Origin of the sequence: Streptomyces racemochromogenes (genome assembly GCF_039535215.1) — a bacterium.
Lineage (GTDB): Bacteria > Actinomycetota > Actinomycetes > Streptomycetales > Streptomycetaceae > Streptomyces > Streptomyces racemochromogenes.
Window position 1 is genome coordinate 1657931 of record NZ_BAAAWT010000001.1, and the last position, 18382, is coordinate 1676312.

An 18382-nucleotide genomic window follows, 5' to 3' on the forward strand; every position below is an offset into this window, starting at 1 on the left:
GAGCGGTCAGCCGGCGGCGGAGGCGGGCACGGGGACGACCGCGGGGGTCCCTCCGGGCTCGCACTCATGGGGGTGAGGCCGCGGCTCGCGCAGTTCCGCGATGGCGGTCTCGAAGTCCTCAAGGGTGTCGAACGCTTTGTAGACGGATGCGAACCGCAGGTAGGCGACGAGGTCGAGTTCCTGCAACGGGCCGAGTATGGCCAGACCCACGTCGTGGGTGGTCAGCTCGGCGCTCCCGGTGGCGCGCACCGCCTCCTCGACCCGCTGGCCGAGCTTGGCGAGGGCGTCCTCGGTGACCGGCCGCCCCTGGCACGCCTTGCGCACGCCGGAGATGACCTTGGTACGGCTGAAGGGTTCGGTGACCCCGCTTCGCTTGATCACCATCAGCGAGGCCGTCTCCACCGTCGTGAAGCGACGGGAGCAGTCGGGGCACTGACGGCGCCGGCGGATCGACGTTCCGTCGTCGGTCGTACGGCTGTCGACGACGCGGCTGTCGGGGTGCCTGCAGAAGGGGCAGTGCATGTTCCCTCACCCTCCTCTTGGCACGACTGAATCACCCCACGGAGCCCCTCAACGACGGAGAGCGAGTCTTCGCCGGGGGCTCGTGAAGCAGCCACAAGCATATGCGATCCCGCGGACCTCGGCGGACCGAGGACCACAACTTCTGGGTGGCCGCGCCCATCCAACCACTAGATCTTGGGTTGGGCCGGATTTACACCACTCCGCGTGTCGCGGTGCCCGATGGCCGGATACGGGGGTTCCCGGTGCCACACTGGGCCCAGCGCCGGGCCCCGCCCGGGCGCGGCCGATCCAACCGGGAAGGGTACCGTAAGGAGCGGACGCGGAGCCGAACCCACGTTCGGCCGGGCGGCGCACAACGCATTCCGTTTGAGCGCCGCGACGGGCCCCGCGGACGTCCGGCCATCACCCATAGCGGTCCCGCATCGGCCGCCATACACCCGTCGATCTAACCCAGGTGGGGGATCCGCGATTTTTCACTCGAACGTGTGTTTGGCGCAACCTTTCGAAAGCTACTACCGTTGTCCAGCTAGGGAGAACATTTCGAGAGGGGCCGACGTGACCACCACCGCAGACAGTGCCACCATCACTGCCCAGAACCGCTCCCAGAGCCGACTCGAGCCGGTGCATGCCATGAATGACGCAAGTCAGAACCAGGAGGCGGAGGCCGTACGCCCCGCGCGCTCCCTGCCAGGGCGACCTCCAGGCATCCGCGCCGACAGCTCCGGACTCACGGACCGGCAGCGGAGGGTGATCGAGGTCATCCGGGACTCCGTGCAGCGCCGCGGCTACCCGCCGTCGATGCGCGAGATCGGCCAGGCGGTCGGCCTCTCCAGCACCTCCTCCGTGGCCCACCAGCTGATGGCCCTGGAGCGCAAGGGCTTCCTGCGTCGCGACCCGCACCGGCCCCGCGCCTACGAGGTGCGCGGCTCGGACCAGCCCAGCTCGCAGCCCACGGACACCACCGGCAAGCCCGCCGCCTCCTACGTCCCCCTGGTCGGCCGCATCGCGGCCGGCGGCCCGATCCTGGCCGAGGAATCCGTCGAGGACGTGTTCCCCCTCCCCCGCCAGCTCGTCGGCGACGGTGAACTGTTCGTCCTCAAGGTCGTGGGCGACTCGATGATCGAGGCCGCGATCTGCGACGGCGACTGGGTCACCGTCCGCCGCCAGCCCGTCGCGGAGAACGGCGACATCGTCGCCGCCATGCTGGACGGCGAGGCCACCGTCAAGCGCTTCAAGCGGGAGGACGGCCACGTGTGGCTGCTCCCGCACAACGCCGCCTACCAGCCGATCCCCGGCGACGAGGCGACGATCCTCGGCAAGGTCGTCGCCGTGCTGCGACGGGTCTGACCGGCCCGCCGCCCCTCAGCCAGCTCCGGGACCCACTGCGCCGGCCCCGGAGCTGTTCCATGCCCGCGGGCCCCCTCACCTCCCCGCGGGTGGGGAGTGGGCCTGGGCCCCGGGTCGCTACTTGCCGTCGGCCTTCGCGCTCGCGTCGATGGCGGCCAGCGAGCGGCGGACCTGATTGCGGTCCGTGGTGTACCAGAAATCGGGCAGCGAGGCCCGCAGGAAGCTTCCGTACCGGGCCGTGGCCAGGCGGGGGTCCAGGACCGCAACCACCCCCCGGTCACCGGAGGCCCGTACGAGCCGGCCCGCGCCCTGGGCCATCAGCAGGGCGGCATGGGTGGCCGCGACCGCCATGAAGCCGTTGCCGCCGTGCTCCTCGACCGACTTCTGCCGCGCGCTCATCAGCGGGTCGTCCGGACGCGGGAACGGGATCCTGTCCATGATCACCAGCTGGCAGCTGGGCCCGGGCACGTCCACGCCCTGCCACAGGGACAGCGTCCCGAACAGGCAGGTCTTAGGGTCCGCCGCGAAGGTCTTGATCAGCTCGCCGAGCGTCTCCTCGCCCTGGAGCAGGATCGGGTTGTCGAGCCGCCCGCGCAGCTCCTCGGCGGCGGCCTTGGCGCCGCGCATGGAGGAGAACAGGCCCAGGGTGCGGCCGCCGGAGGCTTCGATCAGCTCCGCCAGCTCGTCCATCATGTCGCCGCGGGTGCCCTCCCGGCCTGGTGTCGCCAGGTGCTTCGCGACGTAGAGGATGCCCTGCTTCGGGTAGTCGAACGGGGAGCCGACGTCCAGGCCCCGCCACACCGGCACGTCCTCGCCCTCCACCCCTTCCGGGGAGAGGCCCAGCGAGGCCGCGACCCCGTTGAAGTCGCCGCCCAGCTTGAGGGTGGCCGAGGTGAGGACCACCGAGCGGTCCTCGAAGAGCTTCTCGCGCAGCAGGCCCGACACCGAGAGCGGGGCGACCCGCAGGGTGGCGCCGAACCGGTCGTGGCGCTCGTACCAGACGACGTCGTACTCGGAACCGAGCGTGATCCGCTCCGCCACCGCGTGGACGTTCTCCACGGCGGCGAGGGCCTGCTTGCGGACGGCGTCCTCGTCGTGCACGGACTTGTCCCGCGTCGCGCCGATCGCGGAGATCACGTTGCGCGCGGCGTCGCGCAGCGACATCAGCGCGTAGCCGAGGTCCTCCGGGACCACCTCCAGACGGCCGGGGAGCGCCAGCTCCATCACCCGTTCGAAGGTCTCCGCGGCGGTCTGCAGGGAATCCGCGGTCTTCTCGTCGACCAGCTTGGCGGCACGCTTCACGGCCCGGTTGACCTGGCCCGGGGTGAGCTCGCCGGTGGCTACACCGGTGACGCGGGAGACCAGCTCGTGCGCCTCGTCGACGATCAGCACCTCGTGCTGCGGGAGCACGGGGGCGCCCTCGATGGCGTCGATGGCGAGCAGGGCGTGGTTGGTGACGACCACGTCCGCGAGCTTGGCCCGCTCACGGGCCGCCTCCGCGAAGCACTCGGCCCCGTACGCGCACTTCGTCGCGCCCAGGCACTCCCTGGAGGAGACGGAGATCTGGCTCCAGGCCTTGTCGGACACGCCGGGGGTGAGGTCGTCGCGGTCGCCCGTCTCGGTCTCGTCCGCCCAGTCGCGCAGGCGCAGCAGGTCCTTGCCGAGCTTGCTGGTCGGGGTGGCCGCCTCGAACTGGTCGAAGAGGCCCTCCTCCTCGTCCTGCGGGACGCCCTCGTGGAGGCGGTGCAGGCACAGGTAGTTGGACCGGCCCTTGAGCATGGCGAACTGCGGCCGCCGGCGCAGCTGCGGGTGCAGTGCCTCGACCGTGCGCGGCAGGTCGCGCTCGACGAGCTGGCGCTGGAGCGCGAGCGTCGCCGTGGCGACGACGACGCGCTCGCCGTGCGCGAGGGCCGGCACCAGGTAGCCGAGGGACTTGCCGGTGCCGGTGCCGGCCTGGATCAGCCGGTGGGAGTTGTCGTCGATCGCTTCGGCGACGGCTTCGGCCATGGCCACCTGGCCGGGCCGCTCCGTGCCGCCGACGGCGGAGACGGCGGCGTGCAGCAGGTCGGTGAGGGAGGGCTTCGTCATAGCACTGCCAACCCTACGGGGCGCCACCGACAGCGACCGCATCGATCACTCTTCAGGGGCCGTGCAGGGGGTTGGGCACGGTGCCGTGGACGACGGCGGCCGGCCGGTCCGGGCGGTCACGGTAGCCGTCCGCGTGGAGCCGGTTCCGGTTGAGGCAGAGCCGGTCGATCCGCTCCGTCAGCAGGTCGAAGAGGCGGTGGCGCTCCTTGTCCTCGGGGAAGCGGGCCTGGTGGCGGAGGATCTCCGCCCGCACGAGGGACCAGAACGCGTCCTCGGGCACGCCGAGCCGGTCGTCGCACAGGGCGGACAGGTAGCGGAAGACGCCGATGAACAGTCCCGAGTGGATGAACTGGGTGAGGAAGCCGGGTGGCTCCGCGAGCAGCGCGGCCCGCACCGCGTCGGGCATGGACGCGTGCTCGGGCAGGGGGGTACTGCTGATGTTGACGTCGTCCACGAAGTCCTTGACGGCCAGGCGGACGGGGACGTCCCGCTCGTCGAAGATCACCACGGTGTTCTCGCCGTGCGGGGAGAACACCGTGCCGTAGCGGTAGAGGAAGTGCAGCAGCGGGGGCAGCAGGGCCGCGAAGAGGTGGCGCAGCCAGGCCTCGGGGGTGAGGCCGGAGCGGGCGACGAGTTCGGCGGTGAAGGAGCGGCCGCGCGGATCGACGTGCAGGAGGGAGGCGAGGGTGCGGGCGCGTTCTCCGGGGTCGAGCCGGCCCGCCAGCGGCTCCCGCCAGATCGCTCCGAGGAGCTCCCTGTACTGGTAGGGCACCTCGGGGAGCCCGTCGTACACGGGGTGGCGGACGGTGACCGATGCGACCTCTCCGAGCAGTACGACCCGGCATTCGTCGCGCAGGAAGGGGTCGGCGTCGCGGAGCGAGTGGATCCAGGCGGTGACGGCGGGCGCGGCCACGCTGAGGTCGCTGGGCAGGCCGCGCCAGACGGTGGTGTTGAAGACGGACAGCGGGAGTTTGACGCTGTGCCGGTCGGGACGGGTGAGGTTGAGGAAGGTACGGATCGACTGCTGCGGGATCCTGTCGTCGGGATCGGCGGGGAGCGGCACGAGGGTGCCGGAGGCGAGGGCGGGCGCGAAGAGGGGCAGGACGATCTCGTCCCACTGCCAGGGGTGTACGGGGAGGTACAGGTAGCGGAGCGGGTCGAGGCCCCGGTCGCGGAGGATCCCGTCGAAGGCCGCGCGGGTGGCGGGGTCGAGTTCTGCCGCGTAGAGGCGTGCCGGGTCCTCCAGGCCGGCGGTGCCCCGGTACTCGGCCAGGGAGCTGTGGGCGGCGAGCCACGGCAGCCGCTGCCGGGTGCGTGCCTCGGGGGCCCAGGCGGCGGCGTCCGCGGCGGACCATCCGACACGGCCCTTGTTGGCGACGAGCCAGGGGTGGCCGGTCTGGTGTCCTTCGAGCGCCGCGTAGTCCAGTTCGGCGAGGACGTCGGCGGTGAGTGCGTGGTGGTCGAGGCGTGCGTCGGCGGCGAGGGTGGAGCTGAGCTCGTGGATCAGGTGGCCGAGGGTCGGTCCGTCGAGGCGCAGCAGGGTGCGGGCCCTTACGAGGAAGCCGTACGGGTCCCCGAACGCGGTCGGCGGCTCCGCGGAGGGGGCCGCCGGGGTCAGCGTGATCGTGTCCGGGGTGACCTGCCAGCTGCCGTAGGCGCGCCGACGGGCGCGGAAGCCCAGGCTGCTGCCGTCGTCGAGGCTCAGGGTCCAGGCGTCACCGGCGGCGGAGGGTGCGGGGACGGGGACGGGGCGGACGATCTCCTCGTACGCGAACTCGCCGAGCATCTTGGCCAGCAGCCGGCGTGCGGCGAAGTCCCAGGTGGGCTGGTTGATTTCGGGGGGCGTGCACGGGTGCTGGGGCGACGGGGGGACGGCGTGGTCGGCCGGGTCGGGGGCCGCGGGGAAATTCGGCACGGGACTCCTCGGATATCGGGAACCTTGCTGAACGACGCGGAGTTCTGAAGATGAGAGCTGTGAAAACCGAATGCCGAAAGCCGAAAGCCGAATTGGCCAGGATGACCGGTTGTGATCACCGGTTGTGATGACCGGGCACGGCGCGGGGATCAGAGCAGATTGCGCAGGGCCCGCTCACGGACCATCAGGGCTGCTCGTTTATCGGGGAGTTCGATTTCCGTGGAATAGCGGAAGCCGGCGTTCATGAATGCTGATACGGAGGGGGTGTTGCGAATGTCCGGTTCCGCGATGACGCGTGTGCATCGGGGACGGTTGTCGAAGACGAGCTCGGTGACGGCTCGCAGCAGCGTGGTGCCCAGGCCCCGGCCCCGGTTCGTGCCGTCTCCGATGAGCAGGTGGATACCCGTGTCGTGGGAGCGCGCCGGGTAGTGGCGGGAGACCGGGTCGAGATCGGCCCGGTAGATCTCCCAGTAGCTCATGGGGCTCCCGTCGAGGACGCCGAGGCAGGGAATGCTGTGGCCGTCGCCGTCGAGCTGGGCCCGCAGGTGGGCTTCGGTGACGGCGGGCGATCCGCCCAGTTCCCAGTAGGCGGCCACGCCGGGGTCGTTCATCCAGCCGGTGAGCAGTTTCAGGTCCCGGCCCGGCCGTACGGGTTCGAGGCGGAAGAGTCCTGCCGGTGTCGGGACCGCACCCCAGCCCGCCGGTGAGTCGAGGAGGTCCGCCTCGGCGAGCAGCGGCAGCAGCCCGACGGTGAAGCGGTGCGCGGTGGCCTCCCGGGAGGCGGGGCCGCCGGCGCTGGTGGTGGTGTCCGTAGGAGGCATCGGGGCCCTTCTCGGTGTCGGTGGGAGCGCGTCAGTCGTGGAGGGGGTTGGTGATGGTGACGTAGACGGACTGGGTGTCGACGGGGCCCACGAGCTCGTCCAGCCCGCCCAGGCGGGTGAGGAGGTTGGCCTTGCAGCGCAGGGTCGGCGAGTCCAGGAGCCGTGCCGGGACCGGGCCGAGGCCCGAGGCCTTGCCGAGGAAGCGGCGGAAGGCGGCAAGGAGCACGCGCTCGTCGGCGAGCCGCTGCGATCCGAAGGCCCCGATGAGGCCGATCACGTTGTTGATGCCCAGGTAGTAGGCGAAGCGTTCGTCGGTGACGGCGTCCGGGACGAAGGTGTCGCTGTCGCCCCCGATGCCGGGGAGGCGGCGTTCCAGTTCGGCTCGCCGGGAGTCGCGGAAGTAGTAGCCCTGGTTGTCGCGGAAGCGGCCGCCGACGGGCCAGCCTGCCCGGTCGAGGAGCACGAGGGTGTTCTGCTGGTGCGCTTCGAGGGCGATGCCGGCGAGGGCGTCGAAGGCGAGTACCGGCAGGACGACGTGGTCGAGGTAGCGCAGGAACCACTCGGCTGCGACGGCGGCGACGGGCCGGCCGGTGGTCACCGCGAGCCGGGAGAGGGTGTCGGCCAGCCGGGAGCGCATCGTGGTCCGGCCGGGCCACGGGCGGAGGGAGGTCAGTGCGGCGACGCACACGGCGTCGTCGTCGGAGTGGAAGGGGTTGTGGCGCAGTACGGCGTCGAATCCGCGGACGGGGGTGCCGTCCAGGGCGTCGACGGCGATCCAGGCGGGGTCGCGGACGATGTCGAAGCCGGGGTGGGCGGTCTGCCACTGCTCGGCGAGACCGGTGCGCAGGAGCCGGTGGACCTCGACGCCACGGTGGAGTTCCTTGCGGAGGTTCTCCCGGCGGGAGTTGGTGATGCGCAGTCCGAGCGAAAGCTTGAGCATCGCGGGGGCGCCGGGGCGGTGGACGGTGCGGACGGAGGAGGTGGGGTACCAGGGGGTGCCGTGGGGGCCCAGGTCTGTGATGAGTCCCGCGTCGCGCAGGGTGGTGACGGCGGGGCGCTGGAGGAGGTCTCGGGCCTGCCAGGGGTGCAGGGGAAGGGCGGTGGTGCCGGCGGGCAGGGGGAGGCCGGGGGCGAGACGGGCGAGGAGCTGTGCGGCGGACACCGGACGGCCCCGTTCGGTCCAGGCGGAGTCGGTGGCCAGGGCGTCGGGCGCGACCGCGATCCAGTGCAGGGGGAAGGAGCCGTGGAGTTCGGGTGAGTAGTGGCGTACTTCGGCCTCCGAGAGTCCTTCGCGGCTCTTGGGGTCTGGTTGGAGGGGGTGACCGAGGAGGAGTGACTGTTCGGCGGTGAGGAAGCGGTCGCCTGCGACGGGGGCCGGGCCGGTGGGGCGTTGACGGCGGTCGGCGATGAACTCGGTGGTGCGGCGCACCGAGTCGGCGACCCGGCCGACGAGGTCGGTGCCGCTGCGGCCGTCGCCCTCGCGGGCGAGCAGGCCGGCGAGGGTGACGGCGTCCACGGCGGGGGCGTGGGCGGGGGCGCCTTCGAGGCGGGCGGCGCCGAACCGGTGCCAGCCTGCCGGGGACCAGTACCGGACGGGGACGAGCAGCGCGGCCCCGGACGCGGGGAGGGGGACGCGGAGCAGGGTTCCGACGGGCCCGTCGGGGCGGCCGATGCCGCTCTCGCGGACCCAGCACCGCAGTAGGTTCTCCACCGTCGCGGACTCGGCCGCGGTGGCCGGGTCGGGGTGGTCCAGCAGGTCGGGCAGCGCCGCCGGGTCGGGGCCGGCGGGGCCGGTGCCGCCCACGCGCGGGCGGAGGGTGCCGTCCTTCTGCCGGGGCACGGTGCCCGCCGGGACGTGGGCCGAGGTGGCCTGCGCCGCCGGGACCCCGGCTACAGCACCGGCCTCCGCTCCGGCCCGGGGCCGCCCGGGGGCCGCCGGGTCCCGGTCCGCGGCCGGTGACGCCGCGGGCGGCTGGGGCACGGCGGGCGCCTCGGGATGCCCGGGGGCGGACGGCCTGCCGGGACCGTCCGGCCGCGCCGGGGCGGGCGTGCCCGGCCGCACCGGGAGCGGCTGCTGGTCGGGGGCCGCGACGCCCTGAGCCGGGGCGTCGCCGAGCCCGGCCGCCGACTGGTCCGGGCCCGCCGCGTCTGCGGCCGCGGGGGTGGCGGGCGTGAGCCGGGCGAGGGGGGTGGGGGCCGGAGGGATCGCAGCAGCGGGCGGGGCCGGCGGGAGGCGGGCCGCTGGGCCGTTGGGCGCCAGGGGCGCGGCGGCCGACTGAGGCGGGGCCGGGGTGGTCGGTGCCGAGGGAGCGGCGGCCTGAGGCGGGGCCGGGGAGGCCGGGGGCCCGTCGAGGGCGGCGGGCGAACCCGAGGTCGCAGCCGAGACCGGGGCCGCGGTGGCGGGCAGGCCCGGGTACACCGCAGCCGCAGCGCCGTCCGGGACCGGGGTGACGGCCGGGACCGGGGCGGCGGTGGCGCCCGCAGCCGCGGGGGTGACGGCTGGGAACGGAGGTGCCGTTGCAGCCGGGCCCGAGCCCGCAGCGGCAGCCGCGGCGGTGCCTGGGGCGGTAGCCGGGTGCGGGGGGACGGCCGGGCCCGGGGCCACGGCGGCGGCCGGGAACGGGGGCGTCGTGGCGGCCTGGCCCGAGCCTGCGGCGGCAGCCGGGGTGGCGGCCGGGAACGCGCCCGCAGCGGCGCCTCGGACCGGGGTGACGGCCGGGGCCGGGACCGGGACCGGGGTGCCGACGCGGGCCGGGCCAGCGGCGGGGCCCGAGGGCGGGGTGGCGGCTGGGAACGGGGGCGCGGCGGCGGCTGGAGCCGCAGCGGCCGGGGGCGGGGTGGTGGGTGGGGGGCCTGGGAGGGGCGGGGGTGGGGTGGTGGAGGGGTCGGGCATCGGGGGGTCCTTCGGGGTGCGGTCAGTGGGGCCGGCGGGCGGCGGCGGGGACGGAGTCGGCCAGCCGGTCCAGGACGGCTGCGGCCTGTTCGTCGGTGAGGGTCAGCGGGGGCAGCAGGCGGACGACGCTGGAGTGGCGGCCTCCGAGCTCGACGATCAGGCCGCGGTCCAGGCACTCCTGGCGCACGGCGGAGGCGAGGGCGGGTGCGGCGGCGCCGGTGTCGGGGTCGACGAGTTCGACGCCGAGCATCAGTCCGCGGCCCCGTACGTCGCCGACGCACGGCTGTTCCGCCGCCAGGCCGCGCAGTGCGGTCAGCATCCGCTCCCCCAGGGAGGCCGCGCGCTCGGCGAGGCCGTTGTGGCGGACGTAGGCGAGGGTGGCGGTGCCCGCGGCCATGGCGAGCTGGTTCCCGCGGAACGTTCCGGCGTGGGCGCCGGGGGCCCAGACGTCCAGTTCGGCCCGGTAGACGATCACGGCCAGCGGGAGGCTGCCGCCGATGGCCTTGGACAGGACCATCACGTCGGGAACCACCCCGGCGTGGTCGACGCCCCAGAAGGCACCGGTGCGGCCCACCCCGGTCTGCACCTCGTCCGCGATCAGCGGGATGCCCCGGGCCGCGGTGATCTCCCGCATCCGGCGGAGCCACGCGTCGGGAGCCGGGTGGACCCCGCCCTCTCCCTGCACGGGCTCGACGATCATGGCGGCGGGCAGCGGTACCCCGCCCTTGGGGTCGTCGAGCAGGGTCTCGGTCCAGCGGGCCCCGAGCCGCGCGCCCTCGGCGCCGCCGACCCCGAACGGGCAGCGGTGGTCCTGCGGGTAGGGCAGCCGGGTCACCCGTACGTCGCCGGCGCCGCCCGAGGCCTCCAGGGCTCCGGCGGTCATCCCGTGGTAGGCGCCGGTGAAGGTGAGCAGCCCGGTGCGTCCGGTGGCGGCCCGGACCAGTTTCAGGGCGGCTTCGACGGCGTCGGTCCCGGCGGGCCCGCAGAACTGCACGCGGGCGTCGGCGGCCAGTTCCGGGGGCAGGTTCTCGAAGAGCTCGGTGGTGAAGGCGTCCTTGACCGGGGTGGCCAGGTCGAGGACGTGCAGCGGCGCCCCCGAGTCGAGGACCCCGCGGATGGCTTCGAGGACGACGGGGTGGTTGTGCCCGAGGGCGAGGGTGCCCGCGCCGGAGAGGCAGTCGAGGTAGCGCCGCCCGTCGGCGCCCTCGATCGTCAGCCCCCGGGCGCGTACGGGGACGATGGGCAGCGAGCGGGCGTAGGTCCGGGCGGCGGACTCCCGCAGTGCCTGCCTGCGCAGGATGCCCTCGGCGGAGGCGGGCCCGCGTCCGCCCTGCGCCGGGACGTGTGCCCCGGCCGCGGGTGCCTGCGTCCGTGGTGCCGCGTCGGCCCCGTCCACACCCCCGGCCCCGGCCCCGGCCCCGGCCACACCCTCAGCCGCCGATGCAGCCTCGCCCCCGGCCTCGGCCACGCCCCCGGCTGCGATCAGGGCCGGGGCGTTGGCTGCGGTCGCCGTAGCGGTAACGGTTGCGGTCGGTTCGGTCACGGCCACGACTGTCGGTCCTCCCGCGGGTTGCTCTTCCGGATTGCGCCTCGAACACGAACGCTGCTGCACCATCCCCCGTACGTACCAACGACGGTGACGGCTTCGGATCACGGGTGCACCGAAGATCCTTGCGGTTCGGCCGGGCCTGCCCGGCAGGAACCATCGACCCGGCGCCCGCCGTCCTATGCCACGGCGGCATAGTGGGGTGCTGCGATCCACCCCGATCGAATCCGTCCCAACACCTCGAAACTCCTGGGGGCTTACGACATGCGACCGAACCGACCGGTCACCGCGATCCTCTGCGCGGCCGCGCTCGCGCTGACCGCCTCGGCCTGCGGACCCGGCGACGGTGAGGCCGGCGCCGACGCCAAGCCGACCGTGGCTGCGCCCCCGCCGTCCGGCGCGGCGGACGGCATAAAGATCCCCGACGAGCTCAAGGAGAGGCTCAAGCAGCACGGCTTCGACCTGGAGAAGTGGAAGGGGGGCGCGTGGAAGAACTGGAAGAAGGAGGACTGGCTCCGCGAGGCGGGCGACTACGTCAACCCGATCATCGACGGCCTCTGGGACCCGGACCGGATGCGTGACGCCGAGCAGCCGCAGCGCCCGGCCGTCGACCCGGACGCCGGCAAGGACCAGGGCGTCACCGACCCGACCCCGGCTCCGGTGGCGGCGCAGCCGGCGGCTTCGCCGTACCACTCGAGCGTCCCCGCGTCCGGGAAGGTCTTCTTCGACGGTCCCGAGGGCTCGATGGTCTGCTCGGCCACCGTGGTGAAGGACCCGGCCCACCCGGGCAAGTCCAACATGGTCTGGACGGCGGGCCATTGCGTGCACGCGGGCAAGGCCGGCGGCTGGTACCGCAACATCGCCTTCGTCCCGTCCTACAACAACGCGGGCAAGCCGGCGGCGGCGCTCAAGGGCGCGCCGCGCGAGCAGGTCGCCCCGTACGGCGTGTGGTGGAGCGACTGGGCGCAGACCTCGGACCAGTGGATCGCGACGGGCGGTCCGACGGGCGGCGCGGGTGCCCCGTACGACTTCGCGGTGCTGCACGTGACGCCGGAGAAGGGCGGCGGCAAGTCGCTTGAGGAGACGGTCGGTACGGCGCTGCCGGTGGAGTTCAACGCTCCGGCGGTGGGCAAGGTCGCGAGCATCACGGCGACGGGCTACCCGGCCGCGGCTCCGTTCGACGGGCAGAAGGCGTTTCAGTGCGCGGACAAGCCGGGCCGGCTGGCGCTGAAGCAGGCCGACCCGGTGATGTACCGGATCGGCTGCACGATGACGGGCGGTTCGTCCGGTGGCGGCTGGGTGGCGGCGGGTGCCGACGGCAAGCCGGCGCTGGTGTCGAACACCTCGATCGGTCCGGCGAAGGCGGGCTGGCTGGCCGGGCCGAAGCTCGGTCCCGAGGCCAAGGGCATCTACAACGCGGTGAGCGCCAAGTTCAAGTGACCGGCCGGACGTGAGGACATGGCCCAGGGCATGACCCAGGGCATGACCGAGAGCATGGCCTGAGGAAGTGACGGAGGGCCCCCGCTGCTGCGGGGGCCCTCCGTCATGTGTGGCCGTGCGGCGTGTGCCGGCGGCGTCAGTGCTTGGCGGGCACGTACGGCGCCAGTTCGGCCGCCAGTTCCTCGTGGACCCGCGCCTTGAGCAGGGTGCCCTCCGGGGTGTGCTCCTCGGAGATCACCTCGCCGTCGGCGTGGGCCCGGGCGATCAGCGCGCCGCGGGTGTACGGCACGAGGGCCTCCACCTCGACGGCGGGCCTGGGCAGCTCGGCGTCGATGAGGGCGAGGAGTTCCTCGATGCCCTGGCCGGTGCGGGCCGAGACGGCGATGGAGTGCTTCTCGATGCGCAGCAGCCGCTGGAGGACGAGCGGGTCGGCGGCGTCCGCCTTGTTGATCACCACGATCTCGGGCACGTTGACCGCGCCGACCTCGCGGATGACCTCGCGCACCGCCGCCAGCTGCTCCTCCGGTGCCGGGTGCGCGCCGTCCACGATGTGCAGGATGAGGTCGGAGTCGCCGACCTCCTCCATCGTGGAGCGGAACGCCTCGACGAGGTGGTGGGGCAGGTGCCGGACGAAGCCCACGGTGTCGGCCAGGGTGTAGACGCGGCCGGAGGGGGTTTCGGCCCGGCGCACGGTCGGGTCGAGGGTGGCGAACAGGGCGTTCTCCACCAGTACGCCCGCGCCCGTGAGGCGGTTGAGCAGGGAGGACTTGCCGGCGTTGGTGTAGCCGGCGATGGCGACCGAGGGGACCTTGTTGCGGCGGCGTTCCTGCCGCTTGATGTCCCGGCCGGTCTTCATCTCGGCGATCTCCCGGCGCATCTTCGCCATCTTCTCGCGGATGCGGCGCCGGTCGGTCTCGATCTTGGTCTCACCGGGGCCTCGGGTGGCCATGCCGCCACCGCCGCCGCCACCCATCTGCCGGGAGAGCGACTGGCCCCAGCCGCGCAGTCGCGGCAGCATGTACTGCATCTGCGCGAGCGCGACCTGTGCCTTGCCCTCTCGGGACTTGGCGTGCTGGGCGAAGATGTCGAGGATGAGGGCGGTCCGGTCGACGACCTTGACCTTGACCACGTCCTCCAGCGCGATGAGCTGGCCGGGGCTGAGCTCGCCGTCACAGACGACCGTGTCGGCCCCGCTTTCGAGGACGATGTCGCGCAGCTCGCGCGCCTTGCCGGAGCCGATGAAGGTGGCCGGGTCGGGCTTGTCGCGGCGCTGCATGACGCCGTCGAGTACGAGGGCGCCCGCCGTCTCGGCGAGGGCGGCGAGCTCCGCGAGGGAGTTCTCGGCGTCCTGCACCGTCCCGGAGGTCCAGACACCGACGAGGACCACGCGCTCCAGGCGGAGCTGGCGGTACTCGACCTCGGTGACGTCCTCGAGCTCGGTGGAGAGACCGGCGACGCGGCGCAGGGCCGCGCGCTCGGAGCGGTCGAACTGGTCGCCGTCCCGCTCTCCGTCGATCTCGTGGCTCCAGGCGACGTCCTCTTCCATCAGGGCATCGGCCCGAAGGCTCTCGGTGAAGCGCTGCGGGTCCCGCACGTCCTGCGCGTCCCGCGGGTCCTGGGAAGGGGAAGAAGAGGAGGTCATTGGATCCTTACGTCGATTCGATGGTGTCGCACCGGCCGGTCAGGGCGGCCGGGCCGGCTCGGCCAGGGCCAAAGGTACCGCTGTGCGTGACACAGCGCTGTCACGTCCAACGTGTGGTCCCGCCCGGTGATTCCCGGAGCCGGATTCCCCGATGCCGGATTCCGCGGGGCAGGACGCCCCGGCGGGGCCTTTCGGGGGCTTCCCCCCGTCGGCCTCGTCGATGGTGTCATGCCCGTTCCCCGGCCGTCATACCGTTTTCCGCCGCTACGGCTTCCCCGGGGCCGGGGACGCAGCGGCCGCCGGCCCGCCCCACTCCGGGTGCCCGGGCATCGCCGGGGTGGTCTCCCCGTACAGCCAGGGTCGCAGGAAGGCCGTGAGGTCGCGTCCGGCCTCCTGGGAGGCCAGGCGTACGAAGTCGTCCGTGCCGGCGATGCCGTCCTTGTTCTCCGCCACCCAGCGCCGCTCGACGCGGTCGAAGGCCGCCGCGCCGATCTCCTGGCGCAGGGCGTAGAGGATCAGCGCGGCCCCGTCGTAGACGACGGGCCGGAACAGGCCGATCTTCTGTCCCGGGGCGGCGGCCTTGGGGGCGGCCGGGGGGCCGCCCTGGGCCCGCCACTGGTCGGAGCGCTGGTAGGCCTCGCGCATCCGCCGCTCCAGGGGGTACTTGCCGAGCCCGTCCGCGTACAGGGCCTCGTACCAGGTGGCGTGTCCCTCGTTGAGCCACAGGTCGGACCAGGTGCGCGGGGTGACGCTGTCGCCGAACCACTGGTGGGCGAGCTCGTGGACCATGACGGACTCCACGTACCAGTCGGGGTAGCCGGCCGCCTCCCCGGCGAACAGGCCGTGCTCGAAGAGCGAGAGGGTCTGGGTCTCCAGCTCGAAGCCGGTCCTCGCGCGGGCGATCAGCACCCCGTAGTTCTCGAAGGGGTACCGGCCGACGTGCTCCTCCATCCACGCGACGTGCCCGGCGGTCTTCGCGAGCCAGGGCTCCAGCCGTTCCCGGTCGGCGGCGGGGACGACGTCGCGCAGGGGCAGGCCGTGCGGTCCGGTGTGGTGGAGGACGGCGGAGCGGCCGATGGAGACCTGGGCGAGCTCGGTGGCCATCGGGTGCAGGGTCCGGTAGGTCCACTCGGTGGTGCCGCCCGCCCGTGCGGCCGGGAGCGTGCCGGGCAGGCCGTTGGCCACGGCCCGGTACCCGTCGGGGGCGGTGACGCGGAAGGTGAAGTAGGCCTTGTCGGCCGGGTGGTCGTTGCAGGGGAAGACCCGGTGGGCGGCGTCGGCCTGGTTGGCCATGGCGAGGCCGTCCTCGGTGACGACCCAGCCGCCGTCGGAGGCCCGGCCGCGCGGGTCGCTGGTGTGCCGGACGGTGATGTGCAGCGGCGCGCTCGCGGGGACCGGGTGCGCGGGGGTCAGTACGAGGTCCTCCCCGGCGGACTCGAACCGCGCGGGCTGCCCGTTCACCTCGGCGGAGGCGACCGTCCCGTGCGTGAAGTCGAGGTTGATCCGCTCCAGCGGTTCCAGGCTGCGTGCCTCGATGGCGGTGACGGCGTCGAGGGGGCTGCGGTTGTCCTTGTACGTGAGGGAGAGGTCGTACGAGAGGACGTCGTAGCCGGGGTTGCCCAGCTCGGGGAAGAGCCGGTCACCGATGCCCAGCGGCTTCGGCGGGGGCAGCACGGCGGCGACGAGGGTGAGGGAGGCCGCGGCGAGCAGGGAGGCGCGCAGGCGCGGGGAGGTGAGCTGCATCCACCACCGCTTACCAGCGCGTGTCCCGGGCCCGCGAGCGGCGCGCGACGACTCCACCCGAACGGGGCGGGAGGAGCCTGGCGGCGGACTCCGTACGCCCCCGCGTACGCGCCCCGGCGCGCGCTGCCCCCGCGATCCCCTGCCGACCCCCGCGATCCCCCGGGTTCCCCGAAAGCCGCCCCGTCCCCCCTGCTCCCCCGACTCCGCCCCCGATCCCCCGGCCCCCGGCCCCCTCTACACCCGGCTGACGTCGTACACGCCGGGTACGTCGCGCATCGCCCGCATCAGGGCGGGCAGCACGGCCGCGTCGGGCAGTTGGAGCGTGTAGCTGTGGTGGACGCGCTGTTCGACGGGCGGTTCGACCGTGGCGGAGACGACCTCGACCCCCAGCCGGGCGATGGCCTCGGTCAGGTCGGCCAGCAGGTGCGGGCGCCCGAACGATTCGGCGGTGAGGGTGACCCGGCAGTCGGCGGTGGCCCTCCAGTGCACGGCGACCGAGGTGCGGCCCAGGGAGCGCATCTGGGCCACGGCCGGGCAGTGCTCCCGGTGGACGGTGACGGCCCCGCCGCGTACGAGGAATCCCGCGACCGCGTCCGGCGGTACCGGGGTGCAGCATCCGGCGAGGCGGACGTGCGCGTCGGGGAGGTCGGCGACGGCGTTGCCCCCGCCGCCGCGCAGCCCCGGCACGGACAGCGGTGCCCGGGGTGCGGCGGTGGCGGGGCCGGGGCCGTCGGGGTGGGTCTGGAGCCAGCTGCCGATGGCGATCCGGGCGGCCGGGGTCCTGGCGTGGTCCAGCCAGTCGGCGGCGGGTCCGGAGGAGGCGTCCTGCGCGAGGAGCAGCTGGACGGTGTCGCCGTCGGAGAGCGGCGAGGAGAGGGAGGTGAGGCGCCCGTTGACGCGGGCGCCGATACAGCCGTGGGCCGCCTCGCCGTGCTGCGCGTAGGCGGCGTCGATACAGCTGGCGCCGGCCGGCAGGCCCAGGGTGCCCCCGTCGGCGCGGAAGACGGTGATCTCCCGGTCCTGGGCGAGTTCGGCGCGCAGCACGCTCCAGAAGGTGTCGGGGTCGGGTGCGGACTGCTGCCAGTCGAGGAGGCGGGAGAGCCAGCCGGGGCGGGTGGGGTCGACTCGTTCCTCGTCGCAGTCGGCGGCGGCGGCCTCGGCGGTGGCGTACGGGTTGCCGAGGGCGACGACGCCGGCTTCGGCGACGCGGTGCATCTGGCGGGTGCGGACGATGACCTCGGCGACGTACCCCTCGGGGACGGCGACGGCGGTGTGCAGCGACTGGTAGAGGTTGAACTTCGGTACGGCGATGAAGTCCTTGAACTCGGAGACGACCGGGGTGAAGCAGGTGTGGAGTTCGCCGAGCACCCCGTAGCAGTCGGCGTTCTCGGCGACGAGGACGAGGATGCGTCCGAAGTCGGAGCCGCGCAGTTCGCCGCGCTGGCGGGAGATGCGGTGGAGGGAGACGAAGTGCCGGGGGCGTACCTGGACCTCCGCGGCGATGCCGGCGTCGCGCAGGACGGTGCGGACGGAGTCGGCGATGGCGGCGAGGGGGTCGTCCTGGCCGGCGCGGGCGGCGATGAGGGCGCGGGTGTGCTCGTACTCCTCGGGGTGCAGGATCGCGAAGACGAGGTCTTCCAGCTCGGTCTTGAGGGCCTGGACGCCGAGGCGTTCGGCGAGCGGGATCAGGACGTCGCGGGTGACCTTGGCGATGCGGGCCTGTTTCTCGGGGCGCATCACGCCGAGGGTGCGCATGTTGTGCAGCCGGTCGGCGAGTTTGATGGACATGACGCGGACGTCGTTGCCGGTGGCGACGAGCATCTTGCGGAAGGTCTCGGGCTCGGCGGCGGCCCCGTAGTCGATCTTCTCGACCTTGGTGACGCCGTCGACGATGAAGCAGACCTCGTCGCCGAACTCCTCCCGGACCTGCTCGAGGGTCACATCGGTGTCCTCGACGGTGTCGTGCAGCAGAGAGGCCGTCAGGGTGGTGGTCTCGGCGCCGAGTTCGGCGAGGATGAGGGTGACGGCGAGCGGATGTGTGATGTACGGCTCACCGCTCTTGCGCATCTGGCCGCGGTGGGAGTGCTCCGCGAGCAGGTAGGCCTTCCGCAGGATGGACAGGTCGGCGTCCGGATGGTGGGCACGGTGGGCTTCTGCTACGTGCCCGATGGCGTCGGGCAGGCGGTCGCGGGATGTGGGCCCGAGCAGGGCCGCACGTCCCAGGCGGCGCAGATCTAGTCGGCTACGGCCTCGTCTGCGCAGCTCAGGGCGCATCTCGGCATGTGCTTCGGGGTTCGTGGCCTCTGCACTCATGGGCACCTCCGGCGGCTTCGACCGGCGGTGGTGGGCATGGGGTGAGCCCTCAGGGCCGGTGCCTGATGTTACCGACCCCACCACGTGGCGCAGTCCACCTCTCGCTCAGCGT

11 protein-coding genes are annotated in these 18382 nt (G+C 73.4%); 2 read left to right on the plus strand and 9 right to left on the minus strand.

Going from position 1 to position 18382, the window contains the following annotated elements; all coding sequences use genetic code 11:
• Positions 1-6 precede the first annotated feature (6 nt).
• On the minus strand, positions 7-522 hold the full coding sequence (nrdR, locus tag ABD973_RS07530; protein WP_125602048.1) for a transcriptional regulator NrdR: 516 nt from the start codon (positions 520-522) through the stop codon (positions 7-9).
• 555 nt (positions 523-1077) lie between these two features.
• On the opposite strand from nrdR, the gene lexA reads away from it, so the two are divergent.
• The gene (lexA, locus tag ABD973_RS07535) at positions 1078-1869 is read left to right on the plus strand and encodes a transcriptional repressor LexA (RefSeq protein WP_125602045.1); all 792 of its coding nucleotides are present in this window, start codon (positions 1078-1080) and stop codon (positions 1867-1869) included.
• A gap of 117 nt (positions 1870-1986) precedes the next feature.
• Here the strand turns inward: lexA and ABD973_RS07540 are convergent, their stop codons facing one another.
• The 5 genes from ABD973_RS07540 to ABD973_RS07560 all read right to left on the minus strand — a co-directional run bounded on the left by ABD973_RS07540 (position 1987) and on the right by ABD973_RS07560 (position 11201).
• Complete coding sequence (locus ABD973_RS07540; protein ID WP_125602042.1) at positions 1987-3957, minus strand: ATP-dependent DNA helicase; 1971 nt, start codon at positions 3955-3957, stop codon at positions 1987-1989.
• A 52-nt stretch (positions 3958-4009) separates the two neighbouring features.
• Complete coding sequence (locus tag ABD973_RS07545; RefSeq protein WP_345499386.1) at positions 4010-5872, minus strand: IucA/IucC family protein; 1863 nt, start codon at positions 5870-5872, stop codon at positions 4010-4012.
• A 149-nt stretch (positions 5873-6021) separates the two neighbouring features.
• Positions 6022-6693: a GNAT family N-acetyltransferase gene (locus ABD973_RS07550; protein ID WP_125822782.1), complete on the minus strand. Its 672-nt coding sequence runs from the start codon at positions 6691-6693 to the stop codon at positions 6022-6024.
• Positions 6694-6724: 31 nt separating this feature from the next.
• A complete protein-coding gene (locus tag ABD973_RS07555) occupies positions 6725-8674 on the minus strand; it encodes an IucA/IucC family protein (protein WP_386382166.1) in 1950 nt (649 codons plus the stop codon).
• Positions 8675-9608: 934 nt separating this feature from the next.
• A complete protein-coding gene (locus ABD973_RS07560; protein WP_386382164.1) occupies positions 9609-11201 on the minus strand; it encodes a diaminobutyrate--2-oxoglutarate transaminase family protein in 1593 nt (530 codons plus the stop codon).
• Between the two features lie 195 nt (positions 11202-11396).
• On the opposite strand from ABD973_RS07560, the gene ABD973_RS07565 reads away from it, so the two are divergent.
• On the plus strand, positions 11397-12572 hold the full coding sequence (locus ABD973_RS07565) for a trypsin-like serine peptidase (protein WP_125603891.1): 1176 nt from the start codon (positions 11397-11399) through the stop codon (positions 12570-12572).
• A gap of 136 nt (positions 12573-12708) precedes the next feature.
• On the opposite strand, the gene hflX is transcribed toward ABD973_RS07565, so the two are convergent.
• From hflX to ABD973_RS07580, 3 genes are all read right to left on the minus strand, one after another.
• Positions 12709-14214 carry a GTPase HflX gene (gene hflX, locus ABD973_RS07570; protein ID WP_125603890.1) on the minus strand — a complete coding sequence of 502 codons (1506 nt, stop codon included), beginning with the start codon at positions 14212-14214 and terminating at the stop codon, positions 12709-12711.
• Between the two features lie 264 nt (positions 14215-14478).
• Complete coding sequence (locus tag ABD973_RS07575) at positions 14479-15957, minus strand: M1 family metallopeptidase (protein ID WP_345499391.1); 1479 nt, start codon at positions 15955-15957, stop codon at positions 14479-14481.
• Between the two features lie 234 nt (positions 15958-16191).
• Entirely contained in the window at positions 16192-18270 is a 2079-nt protein-coding gene (locus ABD973_RS07580) for a RelA/SpoT family protein (RefSeq protein ID WP_125822780.1), read from the minus strand.
• Between the last annotated feature and the right edge of the window lie 112 nt (positions 18271-18382).